This is a genomic window from Actinosynnema pretiosum (genome assembly GCF_002354875.1).
Lineage (GTDB): Bacteria > Actinomycetota > Actinomycetes > Mycobacteriales > Pseudonocardiaceae > Actinosynnema > Actinosynnema auranticum.
This window is the reverse complement of record NZ_CP023445.1, coordinates 5224592-5243827: the sequence shown is the minus strand read 5'-3', so window position 1 is coordinate 5243827 and position 19236 is coordinate 5224592. Positions and strand designations below refer to the sequence as shown.

Sequence of the window (19236 nt, the reverse complement as noted above, 5' to 3'; positions counted from 1 at the left end):
GACCGGATCAACCCGGTGAGACCAGCAGGTGCCGAACGCGCCGCACGACCTGCCGCGCACGATCCTCCCGCTCGGATCTCGGCAGGTCACGGCGGAATGCCCCGGCCAGCCGCAGCGCCTCGTCCGCCAGGTCCGCCCTGTCGATCCCGGTGAGCGCCTCGGCCAGCAGGTCGAGCGTCTTGGTCGCGGCCACGTCGTTGTGCTGCACGATCAGGATCTCGAGCGCCTGGACAAGGTTCTCCACCGCGACGCGGTGCTCCCCGGCCGACAGGGCGGCGAGGCCCAAGCTGTCCGAGCAGGCCGCCTCCAGCGCGAGGTCGTTGTGCTCCTGCGCGTGCTCCAGCGCCTGCGCGCAGTGCGTTCTAGCCTGCTCGTGATCACCCAGGTTGGCGTGGCACCAGCCGATCGTGTTGTGCGTCGAGGCGATGATGGCCGCTGTGCCGCAGTCGTGCTGCCGCAACAGGTGGAGCGTGGCCGTGGCGTGGCGCAGGCCGTTGCCGTAGTCGGACCAGATCTCCAGCCAGTACCAGGACAAGAACCGGTGCGCCAGCACCCGTCCCTCGTGGTCCCCGTTGGTCTCGGCGATCCGCAGCGCGCTCTCCACCAGTTCCAGCGCCGCTTCGGACCGGCCTGTCCGCGCCAGCGCCCCGCTGTGCATGCAGGAGACGCGCACCATGATCAGGGGATCGCCGATCGCCGCTGCGGCGGCCTGCCCGCGCTGCCAGGTGTCGAGGTGCTCCTCCCGGTGCCAGCACCGCGCGTGGAACGTGTGCAGGGCCCACGCGAGCTTCCACACCGAGGCCGAGTCACCCGCCTGCTCGGCCACCCGCTGAGCGGCCAGGAGCATGCGGTGGTGTCGGGCCAGCCACTGCTGCGCGTCGTTCGGCGTCGAGAATCCGGGCGGGACGCTCCGCGCGGGCCACGCGGGCAGGACGATCGGGACGCGGCCGGGCGCCAGCAGTTCGTCCGCCGCGGCGGTGGCGCGCAGCAGGTAGGCGATGACGCGCCCCCGAGCCCGTGCGGCCTCCTCCTCGTCGGGCCACCTGGCCGCCCGGCTGGCCGCGTGGGCGCGGACCAGGTCGTGCAGCTCGAAGTGACCGCCACCAGCCTCCTCCAGCAAGGAGGCCCGCACGAGCCTGCCGAGAACGCTGCGGGCTTCTCCCAGCGGTGCGTCGAACAGCGCGGCGGCCGTCGCCGGGGTGACGTCGGGGCCGGGCATGAGACCGAGGTAGGCGTACCGCTGCCGCTCATCGCGGGACAGCGCCCGCAGCGAGAAGTCGAGGATCGCGGAGAGGCTGGTGTCGGGGTCGTCCGTGTCGAACGCGGCCAACCCGGTCGTGCGCAGCTCCTCGACCAGCTCGCGCAGGTGCGCGCCGTCGCCGGTCCCGACGCGGGCGGACAGCACGGCAAGGGCCAGCGGGTGGCCCGCGCACGCGTCGAGCAGCTCACCGGTGGCTTGGGGGTTGGCGGTGACGAGGTCGGCTCCGAGCTTGGTCGTCAGCAGGTCCACCGCCTCGAGGTGGGGCAGGCGACGCAGGTGCAACTGCCGCACGTGCGCTTCGGTGGCCAGACCGGTCAGGTGACTGCGGCAGGTGATCAGGACCATGACGTTCCGGCCGGTCGGGATCAGGTGGCGCACCTGCTCCGCGGTGGCCGCGTTGTCGAGCACCACCAGCAGCGTCATGTCGGAGATCAACCGGTCCCACTCGCTCACGCGCACCTCGTGGGTGCGGGGGAGCTCCACCAGGGGGATGCGGAACCCGTCGAAGAGCACCTGCAGCGCTTCGGCGGGGGTCCGCGTTTCGTTCTGGCTGCTGAAGCCGTGCAGGTTGACGTAGAGCATGCCGTCGGGGAAGCGCTCCTGGTTGAGCGTCGCCCACTGCCGGACCAACCAGCTCTTGCCGATGCCCGCTACACCGCTGACCAGCACCACCACCGGACCTCGCGCACCGCTCCGGGCGAACCGGGTGATCTCGTCCAGCTCGCCGCGCCTCCCGGTGAACGGGGCGATCAGACGTCGGACGTCCTGCGGCCGGTGGAGGCGGGCGCGGTCGATCCGCACCGGTGGGTCCAGGCTGGGGTCCCTGGTGCTGATCAAGTCGTGCAGGGTGTCGACGGGAGACGACGGGGCTCCGCCCTCTGCGGCACGGGTGCCCACGAGGCGCCGGTAGACCGCCTGCGCGTCCTTCGAGCGTCCGGACCTGTGCAGCGCCAGCATCAGGTGGTAGTGGAACCGCTCCCGCTCCGGGTGCGCGTCGACCAGCGCGCGCAGCTCGCTGATCAGCTCGTCGTGCTTGCCCAGCTCCAGGTCCGCCGCCAAGCGCTGGTCCACGGCGTGCAGCCGCGCCTCGATCAGGCTCCTGCGGATGGCGTCACCCCGCTCGCCGGGCAGCGCGTCCTGGATCGGGGTGTCACCGCGCCACAGCCCCAGTGCCTCGTGCAGCAGGGCGCTGCGCTCGGCGGGGTTCTGCTCGCGCGCCCGCTCCACCAGGGAGTTGAACGCGTGCAGGTCGACCCTGAGCTTGTCGACGGCCAACCGGTAACCGGCGCCGCTGGTGATGACGAGCTCCTTGCCGATCAGCTTGCGGAGCTTGCTCACGGTCTGGTCCACGACGTCGTCGGCGCCCTTCGGCGGGGGAGCGCCGACGTCCTCGGGCCACAGGGCTTCCTTGATCCGGTGCCTGGGGACCGGGGTGCCGCACTCGAGCATCAGCAGGACGGCCAGGGTGCACAGCTGCTGCCTGAGGTCCTCCACGGGCGTGCCGTCCTCGGACCGCAGCACCGTGCTCCCCAACAGCCGGAAGTCGACGTCCGCCCGCTCCACCCGACGCACCTCCGGTCCACACGGCGGGGCTGCCTCCGATCGACCGCTCGGCGGTGTGAGCGGTGTCGTGTGCCGAGAGCTATACCGGCTTTCGGGTGCTTCAGGGGGTGGTGCGACCGGGCCTCACCTGAATGACGACCCGAGTCACCGGACCGGACGTCACGGGGCAGTGCGCGCCGCATCGGGCCCGCGCCGTTTCAGTTTCGGTTCAGGAGGTGCCTCCACTGTGCGCACCGAGCGGGGAAGACCTGCTCAGCCCAACTCCGAACGGCCCTCGCGGGTCGGGCGGAACGAGTCTCCAGGAGAGCGCATGAACATCGTCAAGCGAGCCGTTGCCGTCCTCGGGATGGTGGCGGCCCTGGCCGTCGCGGTCGGGCACACCGCCGGTGCCGCCAGCGGCACGGACCCCGTGCCCGTCGCCGCGGTCACGCGGGTCCCGGCGCCGGAGGGCGTGCAGGTTCTCGACATCGACCCCGCGCCGCTCGGCGAGGTCGGGGCGCAGGCCGAGGGCGGCTTCGACCGGGACCACTACTGGGTGAAGATCAGCCGCACCGAGCTGGTCGAGGTCGGTGCGGGCGCGGTGTGCGCCGTGATCGTCAAGGGGCCGCTCGCCGGTCTGCTGTGCCCGCCGCTGGCCGCCGCCCTGAACTGGGCGATCGGTCACTTCCCGGTGGCCAAGGGTTTCTGGGCGGAGGTCTACCTCAACGGGCAGGTGAAGATCGGCGCCTGGTGACCGGTTCCCGGTCCGCCTGACGCCGTGGTGCGGTTCCCGCTCGGGGAGCCGCACCACGGCGCTTCGGCGCGCGCGGCGGCGGAAACCGCTGAGCACGCCGACCACACTGGCCCGGTGCCCCAGCCGGAGGCGTCCCCGCAGGTCGCGCGCCGACCGCAGCGCGTGGTCGGCAGGCGCAACTTCGACGCCCTCCTCGTCGCCGCCCGTGAGGTCTTCGCCGCGCACGGCGTCGGCGGTTCGCTGGAGGAGGTCGCCCGGCGCGCCGGGGCCGGCATCGGCGCGCTCCACCGCAACTTCCCGAACCGGCAGGTGCTGTTCGGGACCGTCCACGCCGACGAGCTGGACGGGCACGAGCCGTGGGAGGCGCTGGTGGTGTGGTTGCGGCAGCTCGTCGCCTGCTCGGCAGCCAAGAAGGCGCTCTACGAGGCGCTCAACGTCGACTCGCCGATGGTCGCGGGCTACGTCGAGCGCGTCCACCGGGCCGGTGAGCCGCTGCTCGAGAGCGCAGCGGGCGGGCGCGGCGCGCGCCGACGTGAGCTTCGACGACGTGCGCCTGCCGGTCAACGGGTCGGCGGCGGGAACCGCCGGGACGACGCGCAGCGCGACCGGGTGCTCGCCATGGCGCTGGACGGGGTCCGGCGCGAGCGCTCGTCGTCGCCCCGCCCCGCCCCGGCCCGGCACGTGGCCGTGGCGCGCCGGGGCGTGGTTGAGCGCGTCAACGACCGTCCGGTCGCGCAGCGCCGTCGTGGGCAGGTCCCGGTAGGCGCGCACCGGCACGGCGGCGAACGCCAGGTCGCAGGCGAGCGCGCCGCCCACGCGCCCACTGCCCACGCGCCCGCTGCCGATGACCCCGTTGGCGCGCAAGGGTTCTCCGCTCTTCGCGAAGCGGATCAGGGGTGGTTCCGCTCTACCGGAGGCGTCCCTCCGGTAGGGCGTGCCCGAGTTGGCGGAGGGGTGCCTCCGCAAGCGGGCGGGCGGACTCGCGCGGGTCGGTGTTGACAAGGCTGGCTAATGGCATTAGCTTTTTGGCTAACACGCATAACGAACACCCCGGAGGACGCCATGACCCAGCACCTGACCCTCGACGGCGGCACCCTCGCCTACGACCTCGCCGGTGACACCGGCCCGCTCGTCGTCCTCGCCCACGGCATGGGCGACAGCCGCGCCGCCTACCGCTTCGTCGCCCCGCTCCTGGTCGCCGCGGGCCACCGCGTCGCGACCGTCGACCTGCGCGGCCACGGCGAGTCCAGCACCGGCTGGCCCGAGCACACCCGCACCGCGATCGCGGGCGACCTCGTCGCGCTCATCCGGCACCTCGGCGGCCCCGCCGTCCTGGTCGGCCACTCCATCTCCGGCGGCGCGGCCACCATCGCCGCCGCCACCGCGCCCGAGCTGGTCACCGCCCTGGTCGAGCTGACCCCGTTCACCCGCGCCCAGGAGTTCTCCCTCCGCGACCTCGCGCACCCCGCCTACCGCAAGGGGGTGCTCGCCCTGCTCGGCATGGCCGCGTTCGGCAGCACCGGCAGCTGGCTGCGCTACCTGGAGCTCGCCCACCCCGGCCCCCGCCCGGCCGACTGGGACGCGCGCCAGGCCGAGATCGCCGCGATGCTGCGCGAGCCCGGCCGCATGAAGGCGTTGCGCGCCATGGGACAGGGCTCCCCGGCCGACGCGGGTGCCCAGCTGGCGAACGTCACGTGCCCGGTGCTCGTCGTGCAGGGCGAACTGGACCCAGACTGGGTCTCGCCGCGCGCCGAGGGCGAGGCCGTCGTCGCCGACCTGCCCGCGGGCCTCGGGAGGCTGGCGGTCGTCGCGGGCGCCGGGCACTACCCGCACGTCCAGTTCCCCGAGCGGGTCGTGGAGCTGGTGCTGGAGTTCCTCGCCGCCACCCGTGCCTAGGAGCCGCCTCGACCGGGCCGCCGTCGTGGCGGCCGGGGCCGCGCTGGCCGACGAGGTGGGCTTCGACCACCTGGCCATGGGCCCGCTCGCCGAACGCCTCGGCGTGCGCGCGCCCTCGCTGTACCGGCACGTGAAGTCCTTGGCGGACCTCAAGAACGCCGTCTCCGCACTGGCGGCCCACGAGATCGGGGACGTCCTGCGCCGCGCCGTCGCCGGGCGCTCCGGACCGGACGCCCTGCGCGCGCTGGCCGACGCCCTGCGCCACTGGGCGCGCGCCCACCCCGGCCGCTACCCCGCCGCCGTCCTGGCCGACGACCCCGCGATGGCCCTCTTCTCCTTGTGCCTCACCGGTTCCCCGCCGCACGCCGCCCGCGCGTTCAGGTCGGCCTCGCACGGTTTCATCACCCTGGAGTCCGCGGGCGCTTTCGGCCTGCCGCACGACGTGGACCGCAGCTACCGCTACCTCGTCGACACCCTGATCACCGGCCTGGGCGCCGCACCGAGGTGGCCCAGGCAGGGACAACCCGTCCCCTGATGGTCCGTGCCTTCATCCGCCCGCCCGCGCCCGACAGGCTCGGTCCCATGAGCGAAACCCCTCTCACCGGCAAGCTCGCCGTCGTCACCGGCGCGAGCGACGGCATCGGACTCGGCCTCGCCCGCAGGCTCGCGGCGCTGGGCGCGGAGGTCGTCATCCCGGTGCGCAACGCGGCCAAGGGCCGCGTCGCGCTGGAAAAGATCGGCGGCGCCTCCTCCACCCGCGTGCTCGACCTGGCGTCGCTGGCCTCCGTCGCCGACCTCGCCGACCGGCTCACCGCCGAGGGCCGCCCGATCGACGTCCTGGTCAACAACGCCGCCGTCATGACCCCGCCCACCCGGCACACCACCGAGGACGGCTTCGAGCTCCAGTTCGGCACCAACTACCTCGGCCACTTCGCCCTCGTCGCCCGCGTCCTGCCGCTGCTCGTCGCCGCCCGCGCCCGCGTCACCACCCAGGTCTCCCTCGGCTCCATGGCGGGCCGCATCAACTGGGACGACCTCCAGTCCGAGCGCGCCTACTCGCCGTGGGGCGCCTACAACCAGTCCAAGCTCGCGATCATGCTGTTCGCCCTGGAGCTCGACCGGCGCAGCCGCGCGCACGGCTGGGGCGTCACCAGCAACGTCTGCCACCCCGGTTTCACCACCACCAACCTGCAGAAGGCCGGTCCCACGATGGGCGGCGCGCGCTCGACGTTCGACGCCCCGTTCCGGGTGCTGTCCCGGTTGGGCTGGCCGGTGCAGACCGTCGAGGGCGGCCTGCGGCCCGCGCTGCACGCCGCCACGTCCCCGGACGCCCCGGGCGGGCGGTTCTACGGGCCGCGCGGGCTGTTCCACCTCACCGGCGCGGCCACCGAGGAGAAGGTCTACCGGCGGGCCCGCGGCGAGGCCGACGCCGTCCGGCTGTGGGACCTCTCGCTCGGCCTGGCCGACGTGGCGTTCGCGGCTCGGGGACACTGACGCCATGCTGAACCGGGCCGAGCTGGCCGACTTCCTGCGGGCGCGGCGCGAGGCGCTGCAACCGGAGGACGTCGGCCTGCCCAGGGGGCCGCGCAGGCGCACCGGCGGGCTGCGGCGCGAGGAGGTGGCCGCGCTCAGCGGCATCTCGGCCGACTACTACAGCCGCATCGAGCAGCAGCGCGGCCCGCAGCCGTCCGAGCAGGTGCTCGCCGGGATCGCGCGCGGGCTGCACCTGTCGCTGGACGAGCGCGACCACCTGTTCCGCGTCGGCGGCCACCCCGCCCCGCAGCGGCACCCGCGCGGCGACCACATCAGCCCCGGCACGATGCGCATCCTGGACCGCCTCGCCGACACCCCCGCCCAGGTGATCAACCGGGTGGGCGAGACGCTCGCCCAGACCCGGCCCGCCGTCGCGCTGATGGGGGACGACACGCGGTGGACCGGGTTGGCGCGCAGCGCGGTCTACCGGTGGTTCACCGACCCGGCGAGCCGGGCGGTTCACCCGGAGGAGGACCACGCGCTGCACAGCCGGGTGTACGCGGCGCAGTTCCGGCAGGCGTGCAGCGCGGGGGAGCCCAGGGCGCTGGAGATCCGGGACGCGCTGCTGGCGCGGAGCCCGGAGTTCGCGCGGGTGTGGGCCGAGCACCGGGTGGGGGAGGGGTATCCGGGGGTGAAGCGGTTCGCGCACCGCGAGCTGGGGCTGCTGGAGCTGCGGTGCCAGACCCTGGTGGACCCGGAGCAGGCGCAGACGCTGCTGGTGTTCACCGCGGAGCCGGGCAGCGAGAGCTACGAGAAGCTGCTGCTCCTGGCGGCGGTGGGGTGAGCGGGGGTCAGCCCTTCCCGTCCTTCCCGTCCTCCTCGTCCAGGCGGGCGATCGCGGACGCCAGCGGCTCCGCGGGCAGCTTGCCGGGACCGGTCCAGGCGCTGATCAGCTCGGTGGACTTGACCGTGCTGACCTGGTCGAGCCGCACCCAGTACCCGTCGTACCAGGTCTTCGCCTCCACGCAGGGCACGCTGTCGGCGGGCTTGGTGGTGCTGAGCCGGGCGATCGTCACGGCCTCCGCGCCGTGGACGCGCAACCCGGTCTTGAGGATCACGACCCTCTCGTGCCGGTGCTTCATGATCGTGCCAACGCTCTTCGGCGACATCGTCGCGAGCCTCCAAGTGCGGGGTGCACAACGGACCGTAGTCAGCACGTTTCGTGTCCGCCTAGGCCCGAACGGGCGAACTCGCCACCTGTTCGCATCAACGACTTATGCATGTGTCCGCAGTTTTGCGCCTCTGCGTGACCGCTGCCCCGGTGGTCGTTGCGACGTTCGATGGCGGTGGCGCGGTCGGGCGGGCAGGGTCTCCGCCGTGCGCCCCCACCCCCGACTCCGCTCCGTCACCCCGCGCCCGCGCGCCCCGCTCCGGACGGCGGAAAATGCGCGCCCGCACCACTCGAAAATTGAGACCCGGCCCACCCGCGCGATATCCGCGAGCCTTTTCGCCCGCGATGTCGGAATCGTCGCCGGAGAGAACTGTCACACCCGGTTGATGTTCCGGAACCGGGCATTTCATCATGGTCGGCGGTGATTGGTCCGAGAGGTTTCCCGGTCCCGGCGCGCTGCCGCGCCGAGGCCGGTGGTGGAGGGTGAGGCGCGGTGCAGCTGTGGGAGGCGTTCGCCCTGTTCGGGGGCGGACTGGTCGCGGGCGGGATCAACGCGATCGCGGGCGGCGGCTCGCTGATCACGTTCCCGCTGCTGGTGGCCATGGGCCTGCCGGGCGTCGCGGCGAACGTCACGAACGCCCTCTCGGTGGCCCCCGGCTACGCCTCCAGCGCCGTCGCGAGCCGCCCCGACCTGGTCGGCCAGGGCAGGCGGATGCTGGCGGTGGTGCCGACCATCGTCGTCGGCGCCCTGTGCGGCAGCTCCCTGCTCCTGTTCACCCCGCGCGCCGTTTTCGAGGCCGTCGTGCCGTTCCTGGTGCTGACGGCGGCGATGATGATGGCGTTCCAGAAGCGCCTGAAAGCCCTCGCGGGCAACCCGAAGGACAACACCCCGCGCAAAACCGCGATCCAGCTGCAGGTGGTGTTCTTCCTGTGCGGTGTTTACGGCGGTTACTTCAACGCGGGCATGGGCGTGCTCGTGCTCGCCGCGGTCTCGCTCGTGCTGGACGAGCCGCTGCGCAGGATCAGCGCGCTGCGCAACGTCTTCGCGGCCGTGGTCGGCATCACGACGGTCCTGCTGTACAGCGCTTTCGGCCCGGTGAACTGGCTGGCCGTGGCGGTCCTCGCCCCGGCGACCGTCATCGGCGGCTACGTCGGCGCCCGGATCGCCCGCAAGCTCCCGCAGGAGGTGCTGCGGTGGACGATCGTGGTGTTCGCGACGTGCGTGGCGATCGCGCTGTACCTGACCTGAGCCCGCCCTGGCGGGCGCGCCGGTCGGGAACGCCCCGCCGCGCCCTCACCCGGCCTGCCGCGAGCTGGGCGGGCGGGGCCCCGGCGCCCGGTTCCGGTGCTCGCTCGGCCGCTCGCCGCGCAGCCGCTTGAACGCCGCGCTCAGCGCGAACGCGTTGGCGTACCCCACCTTCCGCGCGATCGCGCCCACCGTGTGGTCGGTGCCGCGCAACAGGTCGGCGGCCAGCGCGATCCGCCAGCCCGCCAGGTACGCCATCGGCGGCTCGCCGACCACCGCCGTGAACCGCCGCGCCAACCCCGCCCGCGACACCCCGGCCCGCGCGGCCAGCTCCGCCACCGTCCACGGGTGCGCGGGGCTGTCGTGCAGCAGCCGCAACGCCGACCCCACCACCGCGTCGTCCAGCGCGCGGCACCACGCGGGGGCGTTCGCGTCCGGGGTGTCGAACCACGTGCGCAGCGCCGACACCAGCATCAGGTCGAGCACCCGGTCCAGCACCTGCTGCTGCCCCGGCCGGTCCGCCGCGACCTCCTCGGCCAGCACCGCCACCAACCGCTCCTCGCCGGGCGCCACCAGCACGTCCGGCAGCGCCAGCAGCAACCGCTCGCTCAGCTCGCCGCGCCGCTCGAACGCCCCGCTGAGCAGCACCGCAGACCCCTCGTCCGGCGCCCCGCAGGTCCGCGCGGGCCCGCGCGGCGGCTCGACGCCCTCCTCGCCGGGGCAGTAGTCGGCGTCGGTCACCACCAGCTCCGCGCGCCTGCCCGGCGAGTCGGCCACCACGTGCGGCACGTCGCCCCGGACCACCGCGACGTCGCCCTCGCCGATCCGCACCGCCTCGCCCCGGTCCGGGACGATCCAGGCCTCGCCGCGCACCACCGTCGCCAGCATCAGCGGCGCGCCGGTGGCCATCCGCAGCGCCCAGGGCGGGCGCACGATCGCCTGCCGGAAGACCGCCCCCCGCGCGCGCACCTCGGCCAGCAGCTCCGAAACCACGTCCACGCCCCCCGACCTTAGACGCTCGAACATCAACCGGAGCTCGTGAGCCATGGAAGCTCTCGCGCTTCCCGCCTTGACTGGTGCCATGTCCGACCAACCGATTCTTGTCACCGGGGCGACCGGGAAGTCCGGGAGCCGCGTCGTCCGCCAGCTGCGCGCCAGGGGCCTGCCGGTCCGCGCGGCGGCCCGCGGCGGCGAGCACGTCTTCGACTGGACCGACAGCGGCACGTGGGACGCCGCCCTCGAGGGCGCCCGGTCGGCCTACCTCGTCCAGCTGGACGGGACCAGGCTCGTCCGCCCGTTCGTCGAGCTGGCCGTCGAGCACGGCCTCCAGCGGATCGTGCTGGCCTCCGGTCGAGGCCTCGACGACCCCGGCTACGCCACCGACACCACCGGGATGCTCGACGGCCTGCTCGACAGCGAGGCCGCGGTCCGCGAGAGCGGCCTGGAGTGGACGATCAGCAGGCCGGGCTGGTTCGCCCAGAACTTCAGCGAGGGCTTCTTCGCCGACGCCATCCGCGCGGGCGAGGTCAGGCTGCCCGCGGGTGACGGCGCGGCCAGCTTCGTCGACGCCGAGGACATCGCCGCGGTCGTGGTGGCCGCGCTGACCGAGGACGGCCACTCCGGCCAGGTCTACGAGCTGTCCGGCGGCGAGGCCGTGACCATGGCGCAGGCCGTCGCGACCATCTCCGAGGCCGCGGGCCGCGAGATCCGCTACGTCCCGCTGTCGGTCGACGACTTCATCGCCGAGCTGGTGGAGCAGGGCCTGTCCCGCGACGACGCCCAGGCGTACGCCGACGTGGTCGAGCCGATCCGCAAGGGCACGGACGCCCACCTGTCCGACGGCGTGCAGCGCGCGCTCGGCAGGCCGCCGAGGACGTTCGCGGAGTTCGCCGAGTCCACCGCCGAGGAGGGCGGCTGGGCCGTCTGACCCGCGCGCCGGGTCGAGCGGACAACGCGGCCGATCCGTGGCCCAGGGCGAGGGGGAAACCGCCGCAGGCGGCCCTGTTGTCACCCCTTGTGGACGCCGACCGCAGTTGGCAGGCACGCCGCCCTTGCGCGCCAACCGCCACGAGCCCACCAGCCCCGACCCTCCGACGTGGTCGAACACCGCGTCCACCCCGTCCGGGGGCACCGCGCGCACCGCGTCGTGGCGCCCGGCCGCCGCGGTGTCGATCACGGTGATCCCGGTCGCCAGCACCGTCCCCGGCCACACCGGGGCAGGAGCCGGAAGCCCTCCTACCGGGACAGGGCGGTCCCGGCGGCCCGCTCGAACGCCGCGACCAGCCCCCGCCCGTCCCCCTGCCGCGCGGCCACCACGACGGTCGTCGGCTCCTCGCGCAGCGGCAGCACGGTCAGCTCCGGCGGCACCACCCGCCCGTGGTCGCGCGCCACCACCGCCAGCGCCTCACCTCCCGCGACGCAGTCCCACACGTCGTCCGGCGACTCCAGCTCCGGCCCCTCGGGCGCGCTCCCCCCACCGGGCCTCGGCTCCAGCCGCCAGTGGGCCGAGCACTCCGGGGTCGAGCCGGTGGTCGTGGGCAGCCGCTCGTCGCGGATGTCCGCCAGCGCCACCGACTCCCGCCCGGCGAGCCGGTGCCACCGGGGCAGCACGACCATGCGCGGCTCGTCGTACAGCCGGGTCACCCGCAGCCGCTCGGTGCGCAGCGGCATCCGCGCGACGACCGCGTCGACCCGCCCCTCCCGCAGCGCGGTCGCGGCGTCGTTCCACCCCAGGTGCACGCTGCGCACCGCCACGCCCGGCGCCCGCTCGCGCACCGACCGGACGGCCCCGGTCACCGACAGCCCCGGCGCGTACCCGACCACCAGCCGCTCCGGTCCCCCCGCGGCGCGGGCGGCGGCGACCGCCCCGTCCGCGACCCGCAGCAACCGCTCCGCGTGCGGCAGGAACGCCGCCCCCGCGCAGGTCGGCACCGCGCCGCGCGGCGTGCGCCGGAACAGCGCCACGCCCAGGCGCCGCTCCAACCCCCGGATCTGCCTGCTCAACGACGGCTGTCCCACCAGGCACTCCTCGGCCGCCCGCCCGAAGTGCTCGTGCCCGGCCACCGCGACGAAGTACCGGACCACCCGCAGGTCGAGGTCCACCGGGAACGGCGTGTCGCTGGGCACACCGCCACCCTAGCCGGCGGCCCCCGAGCACGTCCGATGCCTCCGGGGCATCGCGCCCGCCGCACCGGGCATTGGATCCGCGGGGGCGCGCGGCCGGACAGTCGGGGCCGGACGGGCACAACGAGGAGAGGAGCCACCGGTGACGAGCACGCTGGTGATCGGCGGGACCGGGTTGATGGGGTCGAGGGTGGTGCGGGCCCTGCTGGGCGCGGGGACCGTGACCGCGTTCACCCGCGACCCGGAATCGACACGGGCGCGGGCGCTGCGCGACCTGGGCGCGGGCACGGCGAAGGGCGACCTGGACGAGCCGGGGACGCTGCGGGCCGCGCTGGAGGGCGTGGACCAGGTGTTCTGCAACACCGACCACTTCGGCGCGGGCGGGGTCCTGGCCGAGCACCGCCAGGGCGTCACCGCCCTGGAAGCGGCGCGGGAGGCGGGGGTGGCGCGCTTCATCTGGTCCTCTTTGGACGGTGTGTCGGCGCTGACCGGCGGCCGGGTCCGGATGTCCCACTACGACGCGAAGGCCGGGGTGGCCGCGCACGTCCACACCCACCGCGCGGAGGAGGCCGAGCGCGGCGAGGAGGGCTGGCACACCCGCAGCACGTCGGTGCTGACCACCGCCCCGTACTACGAGAACTTCCCGGTCAGCCTGCCCCCGGAGCGCACCACCCTGCCGGACGGCCGCACCGGCGCGCTGTTCCGCGTCCCCCTCGGTGAGCGGGGCCGCTACCCGCTGATCGCGCTGGACGACATCGCGTGGTTCGCGGCCAGGATGTTCGAGGACTGGCACGGCTGGGGCGCGCGCGACCTGGCCGTGGTGGCCGACAGCCCCACCGGCGCGGAGATCGCGGCGACCTTCGAGCGCGTCACCGGCATCCCCAGCGCCTACCTGCCCGTCCCGCTGGAGGCGATGAGGGCGGGCGGCGGCCACGACTTCGCGTCGATGTTCGAGTTCTTCCAGACCAGGCCGATCGCCGACCTGGACCGCGACCTCCCCGCCCTGCGCCGCCTGCACCCCGGCCTGAAGACGTTCGAGGACTGGCTGCGCGCCACGGGCTGGACCGGCGAGGCGGCCTGACCGGGCACGCAGGCCCCCGCAGGCCGCCACCACCGGCGGCCTGCGGGGAGCGCGAGGCCCACCGCGGACGCCGGCGCGTGCTCGTCGCTCGGCGTGGCCAGGCGCACGGAGCAGGTCGCGCCCCCGGTCAGCTCGAGCGTCCTCGGGCCGCCGTGCCCACGGGCCTCACCCGGCCACACGGCCGCCTCCTCGGTGAACGGCAGGGACGTCACGGGGGTGGCGTTCGCGGGGAGCGGCGCGCCGGTCTGCGCGGTCCCCGTGGTCAGGGCCGTGAGCAGGGACGATGCCACCGGGCGCGGGGCAGCCGATCACCGCGGGGCCGCACCGATGTCGCAGCGCGTCCGGGTGACCCGGCAGCCCCGCTGAAACCCCTTGCGCGGCAACGGGAAGCGCCCCCGCCCGGCGGCCCGGAACGGCGCCCGCCCCCAGGCCCCGGACCGCCGCGCCGCGCGAGCCCAATCCACGGGTCGGAGCACCGCGCCAGGCTGGCTAGAGTGACGGCATGGCACTCGTGCTGAACTACGCCGCCCGCAGCGATCGCGGCCTGGTCCGCCAGAACAACGAGGACTCCCTGTACGCGGGTCCCCGCCTGCTGGCGGTCGCGGACGGCATGGGTGGGCACGCGGGGGGCGAGGTCGCCAGCAAGGCCGTGATCGGGGCGCTCGCCCCGCTCGACGACCACCGGCTCACCGGTGACCCGATCGAGCAGCTGCACGCCGCCGTCGAGTCGGGCAACTCGGCCATCAACGACCTGGTCGCGGCCAATCCCGCGCTCGCCTCGATGGGCACCACCCTGACCGCCGTGCTGTTCGGCGGGGAGTGGGTCGTGCTGCTCAACATCGGCGACTCGCGCACCTACCGGATGCGCGACGGCGCGCTCGACCAGATGACCAAGGACGACAGCTTCGTGCAGTCGCTGGTGGACGCCGGCTACATCACGCAGGAGGAGGCCGAGGTCCACCCGAAGCGCTCCATCGTGCTGCGCGTGCTGGTCGGCAACGACCAGGTCGAGCCGACCACGCACCTGCGCCGGGCGCGCGCGGGCGACCGGTTCCTGCTCTGCTCGGACGGCCTGTCGGACGTTGTCGACTTCGAGGCCATCGAGCGCGCCATGCGCGAGGGCGACGTCGTGACCTGCGCGGACACCCTGATCAGCCTGGCGCTCGCGGGAGGTGGCCCGGACAACGTGTCGGTGATCGTCGCCGACGTCGTCGACGACGACGTGCCGCCGGGCGTGACGCAGCCGGTGGAGGTGCAGCCGACCACCCCGATCCCGGCGCAGACCCAGCTCCTGCCGGTCCGCTCGCAGCTCCCGGTCGACGGCGAGCCCGGCCCGACGCAGGAGGTGCCGCTGCCCGGCCAGCAGGACGCGCCGGGGCCCACGCAGGTGCTGCGCGTGCCGAACCAGCCGGAGACCGCCGAGACCGGCGAGAAGGGCAAGAAGAAGCGCAAGGGCGAGAAGGCCGACCAGCCCGGCGAGAAGTCCGGCAAGCGGTGGGCGCCGATCGTGATCGCCGTGGTGATCGTGGTCGCCGCCGCCGTCGCGACCTTCGCCCTGACCTGGCCGACCACGCCCTGACCCGCGGACCGGGGCGGGGCTGCCCGCCCCGGTCAGAACACGTCCAGCACGACCTTCCCCCGCACCTCGCGCGCGAACAGCGCCATCGCCGCGCCCCGCAGCTCGTGCCAGTCCCCGCGCAGCCCGACCTCGGCGGACAGCCGCCCGCGCGCCATCAGTCCCAGCAGCACCGCCAGCTCCCCGTCCACCCCCGGCAGCTCCTCGCCGAACGTGCTGATCGTCCGCGCCTGCCCCAGCGCGAACAGCTCGCCGGGCCCGAACACCGTCCGCTCCCCGGACGCCACCCCCACCAGCCGCAGGTCGCCGCCCGGCGCCACCCGCTCCCACACGTCGGCCAGCTGCGGCCCGCCCACCGTGTCGACCACCAGGTCGAACTCCCCGCGCAGGTCCGCCAGCACCCCCGCCCAGCTCGCCCCCAACCCCCGCAGCCCCTCCGCCCGCTTCGGCGACCCGACCAGCGCGCTCACCCGCGCCCCCGCCAGCGCCGCCAGCTGCACCGCGAACCGCCCGACCCCGCCGCTGGCCCCGGTGACCAGCACCTCGCGCCCCAGCACCGACCGGGTCCGCAGCACCCGCAGCGCCGTCGTCCCCGCCACCCCCAGCGCCGCCGCGTCGGCCAGCTCCACCCCGTCCGGCACCACCGCCAGCAGCCGCGCGTCCACCGCGGCCCGCTCCGCCCACGCGCCCCACGCCCGCCCCACCGCGACCCGGCTGCCCACCGCGGGCCCCGACCCGTCCGCCGCCGCCGCGACCACCACGCCCGACGCGTCCCGGCCGTGGACCGAACCGCCCGGTCTTCGCCCGGCGTGCTCCAGGTCGCACGGGTTGAGCCCGATGTGCGAGACGGCGACCAGGCACTCGTGCGGGGCGGGGTCGGGCTCGGCGACCTCCGCCAACCGGATCGGCCCGGCCTCGGCGTGGTCGACCACCAGTGCGCGCACCTGGCTCGCTCGCTTTCGCCCTAGGGGTGGATCAACGATGTTCCGCGCCCGCGCGCCCTCGGGCCACTACCCGCTGCGTCGTTCAGGTAGCCGTCTGCCTCACCCGAGGGTCGCTCAGGTGTCATGATGTCCGGCGTGGACGTGCTGGCTGACGCGCTGCGGATGCGCGGCGCGCGGGGGTCTCTGGGGGTCCGGCTGGAGGCGGGCGGCTGCTGGGGCGCGCGCGTCGACGCCCTCCCGCTGGCCTCGTTGTACCTGGTGACCGAGGGCCGGGTGTGGTTGGGCACCAGCGGGTCCGCGCTGCGGATCGACGCGGGCGGCGCGGTGTTCGTGCCGGAGCGGGTGCCGCACGTGCTGGTCGGCGAGCCGGGCGCGCCCGCCGAGCGGTGCGACCTGGACGCCGCGCGCGCGGCGATGGCCTCGGGCGCGGCCCTGCGGCTGGGCGACGGGCCGGTGCGCGCCCGGCTGATCACCGCCTACTACGAGCTGGGCGACTCGCTGTTCCCCGGCGCCCTCCCGGTGCTGGTCACCGCCGAGGAGCGCCCGCAGCTGGCCGCGACCGCCGCGCTGCTGGCCGCCGAGCTGGCCGAACCGCAGTTCGGCACGACCGCCGCCGTCAACAGCATCGTGGACCTGCTGCTGGTGCACTTCGCCCGCGCGTGGCTGGCGGCGAACCCGGCCGGGCGCTCCCGGTCGTGGCTGGGGGCGCTGCTGGACCCGCTGGTGCGGGAAGCGCTTACCAGGATGCACGGCGAGCCCGCGCGGGCGTGGACGACCGCGAACCTGGCGTCGGCGCTCAACGTCTCGCGGGCCACCCTGTCCCGCCGGTTCCCGCTGGCGCTGGGCGAACCGCCGGGCGCCTACCTGACCCGGTTGCGGATGGACCTGGCCGCGATCCGGTTGCGGGACACCGACGAGCCGCTCGAATCGGTCGCGGAGGCGGTCGGGTACGGCTCGGGCAAGGCGTTCAGCCGGGCGTTCCAGCGCTCGCGCGGGCGCTCGCCCAGCGACTACCGGTTCCGGGCCCGCCACCGGGGCCGGGCGGCGGTGGTCGCCGGGCAGGGGGTTCCCGACCTGCCGATCGCGGAGCTGCCCGCACCCGCCGAACCACCCGCCGCCCTCGCCTGCGACGTGTCCTGACCTCCGTCAGGACACGTCCAGCACGACCTTCCCGCGCACCTCGCGCGCGAACAGCGCCCGCACCGCCCCGTCCACCCCGGCCCAGTCCCCGCGCAACCCCACCTCGGCCGACAGCAGCCCCCGCGCCATCAGGTCCAGCAGCACCTCCAGCTCCCCGGTCACCGCCGAGTCCACGTCGCAGAACGTGGTCACCGTCTTCGGCTCGCCGATCGCGAACAGCGCCCCCGGCGCGAACACCACCGGCTCACCGGAGGCCTCGCCCACCAGTTGCACGTCACCACCGGCCGCCACCCGCTCCCACACCTCGGCCAGCTGCGGCCCGCCGACGGTGTCGACCACCAGGTCGAACCCGCCCTCCAGCTCGGCCACCGACACCGCGACCCGCCGCGCCCCCAGCTCGCGCAACCCCTCGGCCCGCTCCGGCGACCCGACCAGCGCGCTCACCCGCGCCCCGGCCAGCGCCGCCAGCTGCACCGCGAACCGCCCGACCCCGCCGCTCGCGCCGGTGACCAGCACCTCGCGCCCCAGCACCGACCGGGTCCGCAGCACCCGCAGCGCCGTGCTCCCCACGACGCCGATCGCCGCCGCGTCGGCCAGGTCCACCCCGTCCGGCACCACCGCCAACCACTTCGGCTCCACCGCGATCCGCTCCGCCCACGCGTGCGGCGCCGTGCCCAGCACCACCCGGCTGCCCACCGCCGGACCCGACCCGTCGGCGGCGGCCCGCAGCACCACGCCCGACGCGTCGTGCCCGTGGACCCCGCCGTCCGGCCACAGCCGGGTGTGCTTGAGCTCGCCGAAGTTCAGCGAGATGTGCCTGACCTCGATCAGCGCCTCGTGCGGCGCCGGTTCCGGCTCGGCGACCTCCGCGAACCGGACGGGACCGGGACCGGCGTGGTCGACCACTAGTGCGCGCACTGGACGTTCTCCTTGCAGCTCAACGGTTCGCCTTCCCCGCCGATGCTCTGCCCGCCGACCCGGTCCCCGCCACGGCCCGGTGCGTCAACCAGGTCGCCGTCTGCCTCAGCGCGGCGGCGCGGGCCCGCCGCGGTGCGATGATGTGCGGCATGGACGTGCTGGCCGATGCCCTGCGGGTGCGCGGGGCCCGAGGGTCGCTCGGCGTGCGGCTGGAGGCGGGCGGCGCCTGGAGCACCCGCCTCGACCCGCTGCCCTGGGCCGCGCTGCACCTGGTGACCGAGGGCGAGGTGTGGCTCTCGGCGGGCGGCCCCGCGCTGCGGGTCGGCGCGGGGGACGCGGTGCTCGTGCCGCAGGGCCTCGCGCACGGCACCTCCGGCGCGCCGGGCACCAGGCCGAGGCCGTGCGACCAGCGGGCCGCCGAGGCGGCGCAGGCCACCGGGCGGGCGCTGCGGCTCGGCGACGGGCCGGTCGACACCCGCATGATCACCCTGCGGTACGAGCTGGGCGAGTCGCTGTTCCCCGACGACGCGCCGGTGCTCATCACGGCGGGGGAGCGCCCGCAGCTGGCCGCGACCGCCGCGCTGCTCGCGGCCGAGCTGGCGGAGCCGCAGTTCGGCACGACGGCGGCCGTGAACAGCATCGTGGACCTCCTGCTGGTGCAGTTCGCCCGCGCGTGGCTGGCGGCCAACCCGGCGGAGCGGGCGGGCTCGTGGCTGGGGGCGCTGCTGGACCCGCTGGTCAGGGAGGCGCTCACCCGGCTGCACCGGCACCCGGCGCGGGCGTGGACGACCGCGAACCTGGCGTCGGCGGTCAACGTCTCGCGCGCGACCCTGTCCCGCCGGTTCCCGGCCGCGCTCGGCGAGTCGCCGGGGGCCTACCTGACCCGGTTGCGGATGGACCTGGCGGCGATCCGGTTGCGGGACACGGACGAGCCGGTCGAGTCGGTGGCGTCGTCGGTCGGGTACGGGTCGGCCAAGGCGTTCAGCCGGGCGTTCCAGCGCTCGCGCGGGCGCTCGCCCAGCGAGCACCGGTTCCTGGCCCGCTGCCGGGGACAGGCGCCGCACCCCGAGCCCTCCGGCGCCGGGATCGAGCGCGCCGCGTCCTGACCGCC

18 protein-coding genes are annotated in these 19236 nt (G+C 75.0%); 12 read left to right on the top strand and 6 right to left on the bottom strand.

All coding sequences use genetic code 11. The features are described from left to right. Positions 1-7: 7 nt before the first annotated feature. On the bottom strand, positions 8-2824 hold the full coding sequence (locus CNX65_RS22230) for an AfsR/SARP family transcriptional regulator (RefSeq protein WP_096495500.1): 2817 nt from the start codon (positions 2822-2824) through the stop codon (positions 8-10). Positions 2825-3134: 310 nt separating this feature from the next. Between CNX65_RS22230 and CNX65_RS22225 the strand changes: the two genes are divergently transcribed. The 6 genes from CNX65_RS22225 (at position 3135) to CNX65_RS22200 (ending at position 7770) form a co-directional block, all read left to right on the top strand. Next, positions 3135-3557 carry a hypothetical protein gene (locus CNX65_RS22225; RefSeq protein WP_096495499.1) on the top strand — a complete coding sequence of 141 codons (423 nt, stop codon included), beginning with the start codon at positions 3135-3137 and terminating at the stop codon, positions 3555-3557. A gap of 114 nt (positions 3558-3671) precedes the next feature. Continuing rightward, a complete protein-coding gene (locus tag CNX65_RS37295; RefSeq protein ID WP_232519952.1) occupies positions 3672-4556 on the top strand; it encodes a TetR/AcrR family transcriptional regulator in 885 nt (294 codons plus the stop codon). 63 nt (positions 4557-4619) lie between these two features. Then, entirely contained in the window at positions 4620-5453 is an 834-nt protein-coding gene (locus CNX65_RS22215) for an alpha/beta fold hydrolase (protein WP_096495498.1), read from the top strand. Next, on the top strand, positions 5446-5988 hold the full coding sequence (locus tag CNX65_RS22210) for a TetR/AcrR family transcriptional regulator (RefSeq protein ID WP_096495497.1): 543 nt from the start codon (positions 5446-5448) through the stop codon (positions 5986-5988). Before CNX65_RS22215 ends, CNX65_RS22210 begins: the two co-directional genes overlap by 8 nt. 47 nt (positions 5989-6035) lie before the next feature. Then, on the top strand, positions 6036-6947 hold the full coding sequence (locus CNX65_RS22205; RefSeq protein ID WP_096497927.1) for an SDR family oxidoreductase: 912 nt from the start codon (positions 6036-6038) through the stop codon (positions 6945-6947). A gap of 4 nt (positions 6948-6951) precedes the next feature. Next, a complete protein-coding gene (locus CNX65_RS22200; RefSeq protein WP_198320534.1) occupies positions 6952-7770 on the top strand; it encodes a helix-turn-helix transcriptional regulator in 819 nt (272 codons plus the stop codon). 7 nt (positions 7771-7777) lie between these two features. Here CNX65_RS22200 and CNX65_RS22195 read toward each other — a convergent pair whose 3' ends face one another. Continuing rightward, positions 7778-8095, bottom strand: a complete 318-nt coding sequence (locus CNX65_RS22195; RefSeq protein WP_157767783.1) for a hypothetical protein — start codon at positions 8093-8095, stop codon at positions 7778-7780. 495 nt (positions 8096-8590) lie between these two features. Between CNX65_RS22195 and CNX65_RS22190 the strand changes: the two genes are divergently transcribed. Next, positions 8591-9346, top strand: a complete 756-nt coding sequence (locus CNX65_RS22190; protein WP_096495495.1) for a sulfite exporter TauE/SafE family protein — start codon at positions 8591-8593, stop codon at positions 9344-9346. Between the two features lie 45 nt (positions 9347-9391). Here CNX65_RS22190 and CNX65_RS22185 read toward each other — a convergent pair whose 3' ends face one another. Continuing rightward, positions 9392-10342, bottom strand: a complete 951-nt coding sequence (locus CNX65_RS22185) for an AraC family transcriptional regulator (RefSeq protein WP_096495494.1) — start codon at positions 10340-10342, stop codon at positions 9392-9394. An 82-nt stretch (positions 10343-10424) separates the two neighbouring features. Between CNX65_RS22185 and CNX65_RS22180 the strand changes: the two genes are divergently transcribed. After that, positions 10425-11270 carry an NmrA family NAD(P)-binding protein gene (locus CNX65_RS22180; protein ID WP_096495493.1) on the top strand — a complete coding sequence of 282 codons (846 nt, stop codon included), beginning with the start codon at positions 10425-10427 and terminating at the stop codon, positions 11268-11270. A gap of 308 nt (positions 11271-11578) precedes the next feature. On the opposite strand, the gene CNX65_RS22175 is transcribed toward CNX65_RS22180, so the two are convergent. After that, positions 11579-12469 (bottom strand): LysR family transcriptional regulator, encoded by an 891-nt coding sequence (locus CNX65_RS22175; RefSeq protein WP_198320533.1) that lies wholly within the window; start codon positions 12467-12469, stop codon positions 11579-11581. A 139-nt stretch (positions 12470-12608) separates the two neighbouring features. Here CNX65_RS22175 and CNX65_RS22170 point away from each other — a divergent pair, with 139 nt between their 5' ends. Next, positions 12609-13547 carry an NmrA family NAD(P)-binding protein gene (locus CNX65_RS22170; RefSeq protein ID WP_096495492.1) on the top strand — a complete coding sequence of 313 codons (939 nt, stop codon included), beginning with the start codon at positions 12609-12611 and terminating at the stop codon, positions 13545-13547. Between the two features lie 502 nt (positions 13548-14049). After that, positions 14050-15126 (top strand): PP2C family protein-serine/threonine phosphatase, encoded by a 1077-nt coding sequence (locus CNX65_RS22160; protein ID WP_198320532.1) that lies wholly within the window; start codon positions 14050-14052, stop codon positions 15124-15126. Positions 15127-15158: 32 nt separating this feature from the next. On the opposite strand, the gene CNX65_RS22155 is transcribed toward CNX65_RS22160, so the two are convergent. Then, positions 15159-16067: a zinc-binding dehydrogenase gene (locus tag CNX65_RS22155; RefSeq protein ID WP_096495490.1), complete on the bottom strand. Its 909-nt coding sequence runs from the start codon at positions 16065-16067 to the stop codon at positions 15159-15161. A gap of 126 nt (positions 16068-16193) precedes the next feature. Between CNX65_RS22155 and CNX65_RS22150 the strand changes: the two genes are divergently transcribed. Continuing rightward, entirely contained in the window at positions 16194-17207 is a 1014-nt protein-coding gene (locus CNX65_RS22150) for an AraC family transcriptional regulator (protein ID WP_096495489.1), read from the top strand. Positions 17208-17213: 6 nt separating this feature from the next. On the opposite strand, the gene CNX65_RS22145 is transcribed toward CNX65_RS22150, so the two are convergent. Next, positions 17214-18125 carry a zinc-binding dehydrogenase gene (locus tag CNX65_RS22145; protein WP_096495488.1) on the bottom strand — a complete coding sequence of 304 codons (912 nt, stop codon included), beginning with the start codon at positions 18123-18125 and terminating at the stop codon, positions 17214-17216. Between the two features lie 149 nt (positions 18126-18274). On the opposite strand from CNX65_RS22145, the gene CNX65_RS22140 reads away from it, so the two are divergent. Continuing rightward, the gene (locus CNX65_RS22140) at positions 18275-19231 is read left to right on the top strand and encodes an AraC family transcriptional regulator (RefSeq protein WP_096495487.1); all 957 of its coding nucleotides are present in this window, start codon (positions 18275-18277) and stop codon (positions 19229-19231) included. The last annotated feature ends 5 nt before the right edge of the window (positions 19232-19236 follow it).